Source organism: Shivajiella indica, from assembly GCF_042683085.1.
GTDB lineage: Bacteria > Bacteroidota > Bacteroidia > Cytophagales > Cyclobacteriaceae > Shivajiella > Shivajiella indica.
The window spans coordinates 296046-310015 of the sequence record NZ_JBHUIV010000020.1; the positions used below are offsets into that span (position 1 = coordinate 296046).

The 13970-nt window shown below is 37.7% G+C and carries 15 protein-coding genes and 1 pseudogene; 9 read left to right on the forward strand and 7 right to left on the reverse strand.

The window, feature by feature from the left end; genetic code table 11:
- Positions 1-107 precede the first annotated feature (107 nt).
- The 5 genes from ACFSKV_RS15440 to ACFSKV_RS15460 all read left to right on the forward strand — a co-directional run bounded on the left by ACFSKV_RS15440 (position 108) and on the right by ACFSKV_RS15460 (position 2616).
- Positions 108-467 (forward strand): response regulator transcription factor, encoded by a 360-nt coding sequence (locus tag ACFSKV_RS15440; RefSeq protein WP_380804678.1) that lies wholly within the window; start codon positions 108-110, stop codon positions 465-467.
- Positions 468-706: 239 nt separating this feature from the next.
- Complete coding sequence (locus ACFSKV_RS15445; RefSeq protein ID WP_380804680.1) at positions 707-964, forward strand: DUF3253 domain-containing protein; 258 nt, start codon at positions 707-709, stop codon at positions 962-964.
- A 34-nt stretch (positions 965-998) separates the two neighbouring features.
- Positions 999-1655, forward strand: a complete 657-nt coding sequence (msrA, locus tag ACFSKV_RS15450) for a peptide-methionine (S)-S-oxide reductase MsrA (RefSeq protein ID WP_380804682.1) — start codon at positions 999-1001, stop codon at positions 1653-1655.
- A 58-nt stretch (positions 1656-1713) separates the two neighbouring features.
- The gene (locus ACFSKV_RS15455; RefSeq protein ID WP_380804684.1) at positions 1714-2229 is read left to right on the forward strand and encodes a DUF4920 domain-containing protein; all 516 of its coding nucleotides are present in this window, start codon (positions 1714-1716) and stop codon (positions 2227-2229) included.
- A 150-nt stretch (positions 2230-2379) separates the two neighbouring features.
- The gene (locus tag ACFSKV_RS15460) at positions 2380-2616 is read left to right on the forward strand and encodes a hypothetical protein (RefSeq protein WP_380804686.1); all 237 of its coding nucleotides are present in this window, start codon (positions 2380-2382) and stop codon (positions 2614-2616) included.
- A gap of 33 nt (positions 2617-2649) precedes the next feature.
- Here the strand turns inward: ACFSKV_RS15460 and ACFSKV_RS15465 are convergent, their stop codons facing one another.
- Positions 2650-3543 (reverse strand): HAEPLYID family protein, encoded by an 894-nt coding sequence (locus ACFSKV_RS15465; RefSeq protein WP_380804689.1) that lies wholly within the window; start codon positions 3541-3543, stop codon positions 2650-2652.
- A 781-nt stretch (positions 3544-4324) separates the two neighbouring features.
- On the opposite strand from ACFSKV_RS15465, the gene ACFSKV_RS15470 reads away from it, so the two are divergent.
- Positions 4325-4711, forward strand: a complete 387-nt coding sequence (locus ACFSKV_RS15470; protein WP_380804692.1) for a DUF983 domain-containing protein — start codon at positions 4325-4327, stop codon at positions 4709-4711.
- A 107-nt stretch (positions 4712-4818) separates the two neighbouring features.
- On the opposite strand, the gene ACFSKV_RS15475 is transcribed toward ACFSKV_RS15470, so the two are convergent.
- A complete protein-coding gene (locus ACFSKV_RS15475) occupies positions 4819-6219 on the reverse strand; it encodes an alkaline phosphatase (RefSeq protein ID WP_380804694.1) in 1401 nt (466 codons plus the stop codon).
- A gap of 535 nt (positions 6220-6754) precedes the next feature.
- Between ACFSKV_RS15475 and ACFSKV_RS15480 the strand changes: the two are divergent.
- From ACFSKV_RS15480 to ACFSKV_RS15490, 3 genes and pseudogenes are all read left to right on the forward strand, one after another.
- Positions 6755-6961, forward strand: a pseudogene (locus ACFSKV_RS15480) (DUF2237 family protein); the annotation flags it as partial.
- Positions 6962-7095: 134 nt separating this feature from the next.
- Positions 7096-7608, forward strand: coding sequence for an REP-associated tyrosine transposase (locus ACFSKV_RS15485; RefSeq protein ID WP_380804697.1), 513 nt, complete (start codon positions 7096-7098; stop codon positions 7606-7608).
- 208 nt (positions 7609-7816) lie between these two features.
- Positions 7817-8317, forward strand: a complete 501-nt coding sequence (locus tag ACFSKV_RS15490; protein WP_380804700.1) for a hypothetical protein — start codon at positions 7817-7819, stop codon at positions 8315-8317.
- A gap of 1 nt (position 8318) precedes the next feature.
- Here the strand turns inward: ACFSKV_RS15490 and ACFSKV_RS15495 are convergent, their stop codons facing one another.
- The 5 genes from ACFSKV_RS15495 to groL form a co-directional block, all read right to left on the reverse strand.
- The gene (locus tag ACFSKV_RS15495) at positions 8319-9557 is read right to left on the reverse strand and encodes a glutamate-5-semialdehyde dehydrogenase (RefSeq protein WP_380804702.1); all 1239 of its coding nucleotides are present in this window, start codon (positions 9555-9557) and stop codon (positions 8319-8321) included.
- Positions 9550-10638 (reverse strand): glutamate 5-kinase, encoded by a 1089-nt coding sequence (gene proB / locus ACFSKV_RS15500; RefSeq protein WP_380805116.1) that lies wholly within the window; start codon positions 10636-10638, stop codon positions 9550-9552. The genes ACFSKV_RS15495 and proB overlap by 8 nt, the downstream gene beginning before the upstream one ends.
- A 120-nt stretch (positions 10639-10758) precedes the next feature.
- Complete coding sequence (corA, locus tag ACFSKV_RS15505; RefSeq protein ID WP_380804704.1) at positions 10759-11766, reverse strand: magnesium/cobalt transporter CorA; 1008 nt, start codon at positions 11764-11766, stop codon at positions 10759-10761.
- Positions 11766-12140 carry a response regulator gene (locus ACFSKV_RS15510; protein ID WP_380804706.1) on the reverse strand — a complete coding sequence of 125 codons (375 nt, stop codon included), beginning with the start codon at positions 12138-12140 and terminating at the stop codon, positions 11766-11768. The genes corA and ACFSKV_RS15510 overlap by 1 nt, the downstream gene beginning before the upstream one ends.
- Before the next feature lie 177 nt (positions 12141-12317).
- Positions 12318-13946, reverse strand: a complete 1629-nt coding sequence (gene groL, locus ACFSKV_RS15515; RefSeq protein WP_380804709.1) for a chaperonin GroEL — start codon at positions 13944-13946, stop codon at positions 12318-12320.
- Positions 13947-13970: the final 24 nt, after the last annotated feature.

Genomic DNA, 13970 nt, shown 5'->3' on the forward strand with positions numbered 1-13970 from the left:
TTGTATTTTTTGATAAAAAATTTATACAATTTTAAGTTAAACAGGCCTTGTTTTTTATATTTTTTAATATTTATATTTATCCCACTAATCCATTTAAAAGCTTGATTATGAAAAATATTTTGGTGATTGAGGACGATAAACTGATCTCAAGTTTAGTGTCTTTCAGATTGAAAAAGGAAGGCTTTAATATTACTTTGGCCAATGACTGTGAAGAGGGGATGAGTATTTTTGATTCCACTAATCCTGACCTTGTAATTACAGATGTCCTGATTCCGTTTCATGACGGAGTTGATATCGTAGAATTCACAAAGAATAGAAGACCTAATTGCCCAGTAATTGTTTTGAGTTCAATGGGAGATGAAGAACCGACTGTGATAAAAGCATTTGAATCCGGTGCTTCAGATTTTGTTCCCAAACCGTTTAATCCAAATGAATTGGCTTTCAGAGTGAAAAGGTTGATTGCCTAAACTTTTGGTCTAAGTTCTGATTTTTTTCAGGAGAAATCCTGAAAGTATTTTTTGTTTAGAATGGTTTACCGAGGTAGGTAAAATTTGATTGTTTGACAATTTTTCAATGGAATTGATTTTTTATTTAAAAGTTTGAAAGGATTGGGGTTAAATTAATCCCAATCCTTTTCACTTCTTTGAATTAGATCTCCTTTAAGTTTCTTTTTTAGTATTCAGAGAAAATTCTCTTCTTTGTTTAGATGGAGAACCATAGCATATTGGAAATTGCCATTTTGGAAATGGGAAGAATGAAAAAGGGTGTTCCTTTTTCACCCTCGGATGTTGTCCGTTGGATTTATCCCCAGGATTGGCGGTATTTCATGTCCGAGGTTAGAGTAGCCATGATGAACTTATATAAAAATGGAAATATTCTGTTGACACAAAAAGGCATTCCGGTAAAATACGGAGAGGAGTTTGAGGAGGAGGTTCAAATAACTTTGATCCACAAAACCAATTGAACAGCTAATCAGTTTAATTAACAAAAAGAGAAAAATGAAGTCAATTGCAGTTATTATAGGTATCCTATTATTCAGTAATCTATCCTGCGCCCAATCGACAGACAAAAAAGAAAAGAAAATGGAAAATTTACCCAAAACAACAGTTGAAATTCCTGAAGGACTGGAAGTGGCAACATTAGGCGGGGGGTGCTTTTGGTGCACTGAAGCCATTTATCAGGATCTGATTGGAGTTGAAAAAGTATTTTCCGGCTACAGTGGCGGCTATTTGGCTGATCCAAGTTATAAGCAGGTTACCTCTGGCACCACTGGACATGCTGAAGTGATTCAGTTTTTTTATGACCCCAAACAGTTATCATTTGAAGAAATTCTGGAGATTTTTTGGTCCACACATGACCCCACAACCCTAAATAGACAGGGTGCAGACATTGGCCCGCAATACCGCTCTGTTGTTTTCTACCATTCTGAAAGTCAAAGGGAACAAGCTGAATTTTATAAGAAAAAGCTTGATGAATCAGGAGCTTTTAACAAACCCATAGTTACTGAAATAACCCCATTTAGTAATTTTTATGTGGCAGAAGATTACCATCAGAATTACTTCAAGGATAACGGCATGCAGCCTTATTGCCAATTTGTAATCAGACCGAAAGTAGAGAAATTCAAAAAGGTTTTTGCAGAAAAATTAAAAAAATGACCCTTATTTTAATTTTGGATAAAAGATTGGATGTGGTTAATTTTAACAAAAAATCATTATGAAGAAGGCAAATCTTATTTTATTGTTTTTGACAGCTTTGATTGTGGCTTGGTCTTGTAATCAACAAAACAACAAAAGTAGCGAGGAAACGGTTGTTGAAATCCAAGTTGATTCTCCTGTAGGACAGTTTGGTGAGGAAATTACAGATGCCGGTGCATTGTCTTTGGACCTTTTGGTTTCAGAATTGGAAGAAGAGGGGGAATTTGAAGGAAAAGTAATAGGAGAAATCAAGGAAGTATGTGCCATGAAAGGTTGTTGGATGACTATAGATTTGCCTAATGGTGAAACGATGAGGGTGACTTTCAAAGACTATGGTTTTTTTGTTCCTAAAAATTCCCAAGGTTTTCCTGTTATAATTGAGGGTGTGGCTACCAAGAAGGTAACAGATGTGGCTACATTAAAGCATTATGCAGAAGATGCAGGCAAATCAAAAGAAGAAATAGATGCCATTAAAGCTCCTAAGCTAGAATATGCATTTGAAGCCTCCGGGGTAATCATTAAGGAAGACGCATAAATTTTTAAATACATTCTTTTTCTATTTATGCCCAAGCTCCTGTCAAAAAATCAAAGTGTAGGGTGTTGCATATTTCCCGATTGAGTTGATTTCGGGAAGATAGTACAGCATCCATTTAAAGAATCAATTTAGTTAAAAAAAGCTCAATACATGGCAATTGCATTGGATAGTCTCAGGGTAGGAAGGGTCTATGAGCTGACCAATAGGGGAGAAAAAAGAAAATTGGAAATCCTGGCCAGATTGGCCGGTGACAATTTTAAAGTCAAGGATTTAGAAACGACTGAAATATATACTATGGAGGAATTACTCAGATGGGGAAAAGGAAAAGATTATGATTTGGATGAGGTAATACAGCCCGGTAGAGGATTGGTGCCCAAACAATTTTAAAAAAAAGCGCTCTGAGAAAACAGAGCGCTTTTTTTAATGGAAGGTTTTGAAGCCAGGTTCATAAATGATTCGGATAAAGGAACTTAAGCTTTCAGACTCCCTATTGATTGGAATCCCTGTTACAATACCAACCATAAGATTTTCTGCCAGCCCAACACGCATTTGTGGCCTTAATACTGCCTCTAATTTTCCCTTGTAAATTTCCTTATTGATTTCTAGACCGATGAAATTTCTAGTTCCCGTGATCATATAATGGAAATTGGTATGTATCTCATAAGTGAATTTGGGGTTCATAGAGAACTCCTTTTCAATTCTTGGTCCTGTGTAAATCAGCGTATGGTAGTTAGTACCCCAACGTTTAGCTGCTACAAAAAAGGGGTTGAAAATATTTCCCTTAAATGGACTCCCCTGACCTATTTTATTGATATCCACAAACTCGAACTCATGAATATAGCCTAGGGCAAGACTGGTTTTGGCTTTTTCAGAGACCAGAAATGACCATTGGGTTGCCAATTTTAGGGATTCTACCCGATTGGAAGGCCTTTCCTGGTTGTTGGACGAATTACTACGGACTGTGTATAAGGTCACAGGAACTTCTATTTCAAAACCTAATCTATCTATAGGAGCCCATTCATATTCCAACAAAGCCTCATATTCATCATAGTCCCTTTTGTCTGTCATTCCCATTCCCAAATTCCATTCCTTTTCTCCCTTTCTGGCGCCCAAGTCCCGGATGAGATCAATGTATAAGGGTTCAGCATGTAAAACTTTTGGTTTTTGATTGGTATCTGATTCTTCGAACTCTAAAAGAAACAGGCTATCTAAATTGTTTCTTTCCAATTTCAGACTGTCAGTTTCAACTTGTGCCTGAACTCCCAAAGTCAATGTAATTAGGGACAGGGCAAATAATACTCTTTTTATATTCATTTTAATTATTTCATTGATAGTATTTGAAAATTTGTCAATAGCAACCCCTCTTATAGAATGACTATCTGTTCAACAATTGATTTAAACTTTGATTATTTAGGAAACCTTTCCAAATATTTAAATTGATTGTGGCCTTGAAAAAGTATGACTTTATAGAAAATTTTATTCATCCATTCAAATCTAAATAGGATGGGTAAATCTTTCTATAAATTAATTAACTTTCTTATTATCAGATAATTATATAAGATAAAATAATATTTGGACAAGGTGGGTTGTTCATCCCCATTTTGGAGGAGGGGAGTTTATCTCCTGTTTGAAGGAATAAAAACTTAACATGTAGAATGAACTTGGTTTAGAAACCAAATTTTCCATTCTCAATAAAATTTCAATTAAGGTTGGGTTAAAATGTAGTTTAATATCTTTAAGTTTTGTTTCCCCTTGGGGGACTTCTGTATCCGGGATGGTTTCATCATCCAATTCAAACATATACTCTAATACCAGCTCTGCCAGAGTATCGAGGGGATCTTCCTTGGAAAAGATTGGGAACCCAGAAATTGATGGCTGGTAAAAATTTGCTGACAGATTTATAAAATTTATCAGCATCAGAAAAAATAAAATGCGGAATAATTTATTTTTCTTCAACACGGTCAACATGTCACAAAATTATTGAATTTTAACAAATTTTGAGCGTTTTCATTTAATTACTTTGTTAATAATCGTGACATTAATCACATGCTTCTCCTGTATTTTTAGTATTTTTGTAGTTGATTATTCCGTGCATATGAAAGAAAGAAGTTTGGGTTCTGCCATGCTCCATGGCAAATGTCCCCAATGCAGAGAAGGTAGTATTTTCCCTTCTTCCCTGTTTAGTTATCATAAATTGACCGAAGTAAATCATACTTGTCCTAAATGCAAAGCAGTCTTAACACCTGAACCTGATTTCTTTTATGGGGCCATGTATATCAGTTATGCGTTTTCAGTAGCCTTGGTGATCAACGTCCTGATTATCCTCAATTTCTTTTTTGAGGACCCTGATATCTCGGTATATATAATCACTGTTATTGTATCTAATTTAGTATTACTTCCCTTGATGCTCAGGTATTCAAAAGTGCTATATCTTTATTGGTTAGGTAAATTGCAATATGACCCTGGAAAAGTGAAAAAATAAAGACGAATCATTTTTGTTGATCCGAAACGGATTCAAATGGTTGAAAAAGAACCCCTGAAAATGATCAGACCAGTCTTTTTCAGGGGTTGTTTTCAACTGATTTTTGCCTAAACGAGGAAATCTTTATCCATTTTGCTGGCGGTCAGCATAAAATTATGCAGCTCATAATTTTTCATAAAACCGGACAAGTTTTCACTCCCAGGACCGAACATGGCCAACTCCACAAAATCCGAAGAGTGGTTAGTTCCAGCCCATTGGATGGAGGTGTATTTAGATTGTATGGAAGCTAATGGATGAAAGGGAAGATTCTGTGGATTATATAGGCCTTCTTCATTGAATTTATAGGCACTTAAAATAATTTGAGCTTCATCCTGGGTTAATGGGGTTTTTTGATATTCCATAAACAAATCAATTACTTGGGAATTGCTGAAGCCTGGATTAATCTGGTTTAATACCCATTGGTTGGAAGCAGTGGTTTCAAATAACCTTTCCAGGTTTTCATTTGCTTTGCTACTATAGAATAGTCCTGGATTTGAATTGCCATGGTCTGTGGTGATGATCACTAGGGTTTCCTTATCCCTCATGGCAAAATCCATTGCTACCCCAACCGCATCATCAAAATCCAGCTGGTCGTACAGTAATGCTGCGGCATCATTGCCGTGCGCTGCCCAATCTACTTTTCCACCTTCTACCTGCATGACAAAACCCTTCGGATTTTTACTCATGATTTCAATCGCCTTACTTGTCATCTCAGCAAGACTGGGAATATTTTCAGACATTTCCTTATTATTGACCCTGTCTACAGCATAAGGTAGTCCATCTTCTGAAAACACAGCGAGTAGTGGCTTATCACCGGTTGCTTTCATCATTTCAGCACGGTTACGGGCCACTTCAAAACCCGTCTGTTGAAATGCATCAAAGAGGTCCCTGTTATCTGCTCTTTTTTCCGGGCTGAAAAATTCAGCACCACCGCCCATCATCACGTCAAATCTTAAGCGAAGATAATCTTCGGCGATCACAGGCATGGCGTTTCTGCTACCGTTATTTACACAAAAGGAAGCTGGAGTGGCGTGGGTTATCTGTACAGTAGTCACGCATCCTACTGATTTTCCGGCCGATTTGAATTTTTGCAGGATGGGAACTGGCTTTTCGCCATTTGGGCCGATATTGAGGGCGCCGTTTCTAACCCGCATGCCACCTCCCCAAGCAGAACCCGCGGCTGCTGAATCGGTAACCAAAGAACTGGCAGAAGAGGTGTCCATTAAGCCCCTGCGGACTATATTTTTTTCATACAAATTGATCCAGTTGGAGGCTTTTCCTTCTTTGTGCCGTAGGAGTATATCTGCAATGTTCAATGTGCCGGAACTCATCCCGTCGCTTACCAGAAAAATAATATTTTTTGCTTTTTTCTTGCTGGATGCTGCTGAAGTTAGTACAGGTATTGAGCCCAATGCCCCTAATCCCAAAGAAGTTAAAAGGCCATTTTTAAAGAAATCCCGTCTTTTCATTCGATTTATTTTTTAAAATATAGATAATCTGAATGAGCAAGTTAAATGCTTTCAAATCTGAATTTGAAAATTAAGGATTAGCTTTTTGTTAACAATTGGTAATTAAACCAATGGTCGGTTTGGGGATTGTAGTGGTAATAAAATCATCATTTGAGCTAACTTGGATTTTTTTTCGAACCACAAAAGATAACAAAGTGAACAAAAACAGGTTCTGCTGAAACGATCTGTTAAGCCAAGGAGTCAAAACTTATCAGCTTTTGTGTTCCTTTTGCCTCTTTTGTGGTTCAAGATAACTGGGATATTGTTGCTTTTAGCCTTTATATTTATCAATCTTAACCCTTGAATATTTTGACCCACAACAATGTTCTGGTTCCCGCTGACATAGCTACATGAAAAAAAATGGTTCACACAACGGGCACAAAGATAAAAACGCTACGAATGCAAAGGGATTATGATCAGATGTTTGATTAGATTCAAACTTTGCTTGTTTATCTGTTTTTGATAATTTGGGACTTTGTTTTTATTTTATGGATTTATGGAGGCAAATAATGTTTTCGGAGAAAAATTGATAAGCTGTAGTACGGAGCCTTTGACAGGTTTCTACAGAAATGGTTGTTGTGAAACTGGTCCGGATGATTTGGGTACCCATACGGTGTGTGCGGTCATGACAAAAGAATTTTTGGAATTCAGTCTCCTTAGGGGAAATGATCTGACCACTCCCAGGCCAGAGTATGCATTTCCCCCATCTGGGTGAAGTTTGGCGAAGGCGCTAGGTGTAGTTTGTAACTACACCTTTTTATCATAACGAATTTGTAATTCGATTTTTTGAGATTATTTTTAGTTATGGGCGATGCTTTTCAAATAAGAGACCAAGAAATGCCATACTTTCTGACCTTCCAAGTGGTAGGATGGGCTGATGTTTTCTCGAGGAAAGTTTACCGGGACTTTGTACTCGAAAACTTGACATTTTGTAGGAAAGAGAAAGGACTTTACTTGTTCGGATATGTCATAATGACCAATCACATTCATTTGGTGGTCCAGCGAAAGGATGGAAAATTGTCAGAATGGGTAAGGGATTTTAAGAAGTTTACAAGCAAGAAATTGCTTAAAATGATATTGGAAAATCCACAGGAGAGTAGAAAGGAATGGTTAAAGATGATTTTTGCTTACCATGCTAAATTCAATAAAAGATCAGGAGACATGCAGTTTTGGACACATGAAAACCATGCCATTGAACTTTATCGACCGGAACTGATAGAAAGCAGGATGAATTATATCCATGATAATCCGGTCAGATCGGGAATCGTAGAGAAGCAGGAAGATTATTTGTATTCCAGTGCGAGAAATTACTCAGGGTTAAAAGGTCTGATCGAGGTAGATTATTGGTGAATTTTTATATTTTAGCCAATAACAAATTGGTATTGATATTAGGGTGAAGTTGCAAACTTCACCCAGCGCCAGTAACCCTAAAAATAGTACTAGAGGCCAGTCATGAAAAAACCTTGGAATATGTTCCGCTTGAAGAGTTGGTGAAATTTGCTTTCTACTAATTATTTTTTACATTCATTAATTCTTTAGGTTTCCTAATTAACCTGTTATGAAAAATAGATACATAATTCCAGTTTTTTGCATTTTTGTTCTCAGTATATTTCAGGCAAAAGGTCAAGAAGATTTCAAAAGAAATACGGTGTTCGGAGAACTGGGAGGGAGTTCCTTTTTAGTTTCAATTAATTACGACAAAAGATTATCAAAATCATCGGAAGGATTTGGTGTACGTGTCGGTGCAGGATACATGGCCTGGCAAGACACTGAAATTTTTAATTTTCCGATTTTGGTCAACTACCTAGCCGGGAATAATGGGAAATATTTTGAGATGGGTATTGGTCCAACTTTTGGTTATGCTCAGGAAAGACAAGAACCAATGGACCCGGACCTTAGTTTCGAACCTTACATGACCGTATTTGGTTCAATAAATATTGGTTATAGGTACCAACCTCTCAACGGGGGATTTAATTTCAGGGCTGGCATTTCCCCGATCCTGGATTTCGGCGACGTCATTCCCTTTTGGCCCTATCTGTCCTTTGGCTATAGTTTTTGATTTACCTAATTTGCCCGTTTCCCCTGACAACCCATTTATAACTAGTCAGTTCCTGTAAAGCCATGGGGCCCCTGGCATGTAGTTTTTGTGTACTGATTCCAATCTCTGCGCCCAATCCAAATTGATTGCCATCAGTAAAAGCAGTGGAGGCATTGGCATAGACTGCTGCAGCGTCCACTACATTGAGGAATTGCTCAATGTTTTTCTGATTTTCAGAAATAATGGCCTCACTGTGTTTGGAACTGTATTTTTCAATGTGATCCAAAGCTTCCTCAAAAGAGGAAACTGTTTTAATGGACATTTTTAAGGAAAGAAATTCTGTCCCAAAATGCTCTTCCTTGGCCAATTCGATCAGAGGGTGGGAGGGTAGGTGGGCAAATGCCTGTTTATCCGCAAAAACGATTACCCCTTTTTCCAATAAAGGGAGGAGAAGTCCAGGAAGATCATCCAATCTTGATTGATGAATGATCAGACAATCCAGACTGTTACATACACTTGGTCTTCTGGTTTTGGCATTGAGGATAATGGCTTTCCCTTTTTCAAGATCGGCAGTTTCATCGAAATAGGTATGTACTATCCCGGCTCCAGTTTCAATGACAGGTACTTTGGAGTTTTTTCTAACAAAATCAATTAAGCCTTGGCTTCCCCTTGGGATGATGATATCCACGTATTCTACCGCTTCCAGCAAAGCTTGAGTCGCCGATCTATCAGCAGGGAGCAGTTGAAAAGCTTCTTTTGGAATTCCATTTTCCTCCAAAGCTTGGTGGATTACTTCCATGATAGCCCTATTGGAACTATCGGCATCAGAGCCACCTTTTAAGATCAAACCATTCCCTGATTTCAATGCCAGGCAAAAGACATCAAAAGTAACATTTGGGCGGGCTTCATAAATAATACCTATGACACCCAAGGGCACAGTAATTTTTTCAAGTTCAAGTCCATTTTCCAATGTCCTCTTTTCCAAAATTTTATGAAGGGGAGAAGGGAGTGAAATGACCTGTCGAATCTCTTCAACAATTCCTTTAATTCTTGATTCCGTGAGAAGCAATCGGTCATATTTTGGATCTTCCTTATCCATTTTTTGAAGATCCAGTAAATTGGCGCTTAAGATTGCAGGAATATTCTCCAAAGTAATTTTAATGAGAGATTCCAGCGTCTTTTTTCTTAGATCCTCCTCTAATAAACCAAGCCTTCTGGAAGAACGCCTGACTGATTCAAACAAAGATTTATAGTCATGCATGTTGAAACAGATAGAGGTAGTCGTAATGAATGAAAGGCTTTTGGTTTTTTAGACCTAGTTTTTCCCCCAGAATGGTGCTGGAATACTCTGCTTTACCCAGACCAAGGACTTTACCAAATTCATCTTGGATTCTGATAATATCTCCTTTGGAAAATTCACCGGACATTTTCTTAATTCCCACAGGTAATAAGCTCGAAATCTTTTCGGAAAAGAGGGCATTTTTTGCCCCTTCATTGACAATGACCTCCCCTTTGAAATAGTGTTCTGCATGAGCCAGCCATTTTTTTGGGGAATGTTTGCTGGTCTTTGGTTCAAAAAAAGTAAACTCGGTTTCCTTCTTAAGGATATTTAAAAGAATATCTTCTTTTTTTCCATTGGCAATCACCACCTGAATTCCCAAGTCTGCTGATTTTTTCGCCATATGGAGTTTGGTCAGCATCCCGCCCCGTCCAAAAGAGGATTTTACCGGACTGATTGCCTGTATGAGTTCTGGTATTTTAGCTCCAATAAAGGGTATGAGTTTCGATCCTGGATCCGATGGCGGTCCATCATAGACACCGTTCACGTTGGTTAATAGGAGCAATGTGTCTGCATTGACCATTGCAGCAGTCAGGGAGGCTAATTCATCATTGTCCGTAAACATCAATTCGGTGATGGCAACGGTATCATTTTCATTGATAATAGGTAAAACATTTTGGGATATCAGTCCTTCCAGGCAATTTTTCATATTGAGGTAATGCCTTCTATCTCTAAAATCTTCTTTGGTAACCAAAATCTGCGCTATGGGCATTCCTTCTTGGGCAAATAACTTCTTGTAGGTTTGAATCAATTCTACCTGTCCCGAAGAGGCCCAAATTTGTTTTTTCAAAACAGTATCCATTTTATCAGGAAGGAAGAGTTCTTTTCTTCCAAAAGCCACTGCACCGGATGAAACGAGTATTACCTGTATTTTTTGCTGCTTGAGTGATGCTATCTGTTTTACCAAAGACTCCATCCTGGAAAGATCAGGTTGTCCATTGTCCTTCGTCAGTACATTGGAACCAATCTTAACCACCAAACGCTTTAGGTTTTTGAAATTCATTAAAACAGCATGTTGAGTATTGTTCACAATATTAGTTTTTATACTGTGTTATTGCTAAAAAATAAAAGGTTTTATTGAATTAATGATTGATTTTTGGGGATTTACCAAGAATCTCACATACTAAAACCACTTTCTTCTTTTGAAATAAAAGGCCATGATAACAGCTGTTGCAATGAAAATTCCCCAAACAAGGTAATACCCGAATTTCCATTTCAATTCAGGCATAAAATGGAAATTCATCCCATACACACCGGCCAAAAAAGTAAGGGGGATGAATATGGTGGCGATGATGGTCAAGGTTTTCATGACCTCATTCTGCTTCAAGGAGATATTGGTCATATAGATCTCAACCAATGTCGTGATGGATTCCCTTTGCATTTCCAGATTTTCAATGATTTCCACGGTTTGCTCGTAAATGTCATTGATAAATGGCAGTGTCCGTCTTTTGATCAAAAAACTATCAGATTTCTTTATAATGGATAGAAGTTCTCTTGTAGGCCAGATCACTTTTTTGAGTTGCTGAATGGATTTTCTCTGATTGTAGATTTCGCTTAATTTTACGCGTTTCTCTTCACTTACAATGACTTCTTCCAACATTTCAATTTTATCGGTGACTTTTTCAAGCAGTGTGTAATATTCAGAGACAATGGCATCTAAAAGGGCATACACGAAATAGTCTGTTCCGTGTTTTCGGATTTTACTGGTTGGATTCTCAAGTCTAGCCCTTATGCTGTCAAAAATATCAAATGAATGTTCCTGAAAAGTCAGAATATAATTTTTTCCGAAAACAAAACTGACCTGCTCCGTTTCTAAATCCTCTATGCCATTTCTTGTATAGAGCATTTTGACTACAATCAGAATAAAATGATCAAAAATCTCCACTTTAGGCCTTTCCTGATTATTCAGAATATCTTCAATGGTCATACTGTGGATGTCGAAAAGATTTTTGATCTCTTCCAGTAAATCCATATTTTCCAAATCCGTAATATTGAGCCAAAATTTATTTTCCTGATTTAAGAATGGCGCTATCTGGGAAATGGAGGTAATATGGTGCTTTTCAAAATGACCTTCCCCAAAACAATATAAGTCAAGGCTAAGCGGATGTTTTACGATTGAATCTAAATCCATTACAGAATACTTTTCATTTTTTCAGGAGTCAAAGGTTTTTCCAGAAAACCATCTACAATATCATAAGCAAATGCTCTCTGTCTGTCCTGGGCTTCAATGGAACTGGAAAGCATCACGATTTTATCATCACGGTTGCTGAATTTTTCTGTATAAAAATTTAAAAAATCCCAACCGTTCATAACCGGCATATTGATATCCAATAAAATCAGAACTTTATCCTTTTCTTTAAGTTTCTTTATACGCTCAATTGCTTTTTCAGCGTCCAAAAACTCCTCCACTTTATCAGAAATATCTAATTTTGTGATCAATCTTTTGTTGATGAGGTTATTTATCGGGTCATCATCTACTAAAATTATGGAATGAAAGGTGTGCATTGCAACTAGGGTATCCTTTTTTTGAAAATTTTTAGATTGACCAAAAACAACTCAAATATAGAGAACCTAATTTAGATATCTAATTGTTTTATCCAATTAGGATGCTAAAATCATTAATTCCATAAATAAAAAAAGGGAAACCAAAGCGGTTTCCCTTTTAATAGAATTCAATGGAAATTACATCATTCCACCCATTCCTCCACCACCCATTGGAGGCATTGCAGGAGTATCCTCTTTCACATCGGCTACTACACATTCTGTAGTCAATAACAATGCAGCAATTGAGGAAGCATTTTCCAAGGCCAATCTGGTCACTTTGGTTGGGTCAATGACACCTGCTTCGAAAAGGTCTTCATAAACATCTATTCTTGCATTGTAACCATAGTTCCCTTTATTTTCTTTGATTTTGTTGATGACTACAGAACCTTCACCGCCTGCGTTTTCAACAATTGTTCTCAAAGGTGCTTCGATGGCCAATCTCACGATATTGATACCGGTATCCTGGTCTTCATTGTCACCTTTGACAGTATCCAAAACAGAAGAAGCTCTTACCAAGGCTACACCTCCACCTACTACTACACCCTCCTGTACAGCAGCTCTGGTTGCATGCAAAGCATCGTCAACTCTGTCTTTCTTTTCTTTCATTTCAACCTCAGTAGCGGCTCCAATGTAAAGGATGGCTACACCACCTGACAATTTGGCCAATCTTTCCTGAAGTTTTTCTCTATCATAATCAGAAGTGGTCTTTTCGATCTGAGATTTGATCTCAGCAATTCTTGCCTGAATATGGCTTGACTCACCTGCACCATTTACGATAGTGGTGTTGTCTTTATCGATATTTACTTTTTCAGCAGTACCCAGATAATCAACGGTGGCATTTTCCAATTTGTACCCTCTTTCTTCAGAAATTACAGTACCTCCTGTCAAAATAGCGATATCTTCCAACATGGCTTTTCTTCTGTCACCAAATCCAGGAGCTTTAACAGCTGCTACTTTCAAAGCACCTCTGATTTTGTTCACCACCAAGGTAGCCAATGCTTCACCATCTACATCTTCAGCAATGATCAACAATGGCTTACCTGACTGAGCAACTGGCTCCAGGATAGGAAGCAATTCTTTCATGGAAGAGATTTTCTTGTCATAGATCAGGATATATGGTCTATCCAATTCAGCTTCCATTTTTTCAGTGTTGGTGACAAAGTAGGGTGAAAGGTAACCTCTGTCAAACTGCATTCCTTCTACAGTTCTTACTTCAGTTTCAGTTCCTTTAGCTTCCTCAACAGTAATAACACCGTCTTTTCCTACTTTATCCATCGCATCAGCGATCATTTTACCGATCTCTTCGTCATTGTTTGCAGAAACGGTAGCCACTTGTTGAATTTCTTTTCCGGTAGAAATAGCCTTGGAGTTCTTTCTCAATTCAGAAACAATTGCAGAAACCGCTTTATCAATACCTCTTTTCAAATCCATTGGGTTTGCGCCTGCAGCTACGTTCTTGATGCCTGCATTGAAGATGGCCTGAGTCAAAACTGTAGCAGTAGTAGTACCGTCACCAGCATTATCTGCAGTTTTAGAGGCTACTTCTTTTACCAGTTGAGCACCCATGTTTTCAATTGGCTCTGCCAATTCAATTTCCTTTGCTACTGTAACCCCATCTTTGGTGATGGCAGGAGCTCCGAATTTTTTATCAATGATGACATTTCTTCCCTTAGGACCAAGGGTAACCTTTACTGCATCAGCAAGAGCGTCTACACCTTTTTTCAATCTGTCTCTCGCATTGGTATCGAAAAATAATTCTTTAGCCATTTTTTTCTTGTTTTAATTTTTTGA

What these genes read in the sequence shown, in the direction of transcription:
- ACFSKV_RS15490 (WP_380804700.1), top strand. Translation starts at nt 7,817, where the DNA reads ATGAAAAATAGATACATAATTCCAGTTTTTTGCATTTTTGTTCTCAGT.
- ACFSKV_RS15455 (WP_380804684.1), top strand. Translation starts at nt 1,714, where the DNA reads ATGAAGAAGGCAAATCTTATTTTATTGTTTTTGACAGCTTTGATTGTG.
- corA (WP_380804704.1), bottom strand. Translation starts at nt 11,766, where the DNA reads ATGGATTTAGATTCAATCGTAAAACATCCGCTTAGCCTTGACTTATAT.
- ACFSKV_RS15440 (WP_380804678.1), top strand. Translation starts at nt 108, where the DNA reads ATGAAAAATATTTTGGTGATTGAGGACGATAAACTGATCTCAAGTTTA.
- ACFSKV_RS15495 (WP_380804702.1), bottom strand. Translation starts at nt 9,557, where the DNA reads ATGCATGACTATAAATCTTTGTTTGAATCAGTCAGGCGTTCTTCCAGA.
- ACFSKV_RS15460 (WP_380804686.1), top strand. Translation starts at nt 2,380, where the DNA reads ATGGCAATTGCATTGGATAGTCTCAGGGTAGGAAGGGTCTATGAGCTG.
- msrA (WP_380804682.1), top strand. Translation starts at nt 999, where the DNA reads ATGAAGTCAATTGCAGTTATTATAGGTATCCTATTATTCAGTAATCTA.
- ACFSKV_RS15470 (WP_380804692.1), top strand. Translation starts at nt 4,325, where the DNA reads ATGAAAGAAAGAAGTTTGGGTTCTGCCATGCTCCATGGCAAATGTCCC.
- ACFSKV_RS15465 (WP_380804689.1), bottom strand. Translation starts at nt 3,543, where the DNA reads ATGAATATAAAAAGAGTATTATTTGCCCTGTCCCTAATTACATTGACT.
- ACFSKV_RS15475 (WP_380804694.1), bottom strand. Translation starts at nt 6,219, where the DNA reads ATGAAAAGACGGGATTTCTTTAAAAATGGCCTTTTAACTTCTTTGGGA.
- ACFSKV_RS15485 (WP_380804697.1), top strand. Translation starts at nt 7,096, where the DNA reads ATGCCATACTTTCTGACCTTCCAAGTGGTAGGATGGGCTGATGTTTTC.
- ACFSKV_RS15510 (WP_380804706.1), bottom strand. Translation starts at nt 12,140, where the DNA reads ATGCACACCTTTCATTCCATAATTTTAGTAGATGATGACCCGATAAAT.
- ACFSKV_RS15445 (WP_380804680.1), top strand. Translation starts at nt 707, where the DNA reads ATGGAGAACCATAGCATATTGGAAATTGCCATTTTGGAAATGGGAAGA.
- proB (WP_380805116.1), bottom strand. Translation starts at nt 10,638, where the DNA reads ATGAATTTCAAAAACCTAAAGCGTTTGGTGGTTAAGATTGGTTCCAAT.
- groL (WP_380804709.1), bottom strand. Translation starts at nt 13,946, where the DNA reads ATGGCTAAAGAATTATTTTTCGATACCAATGCGAGAGACAGATTGAAA.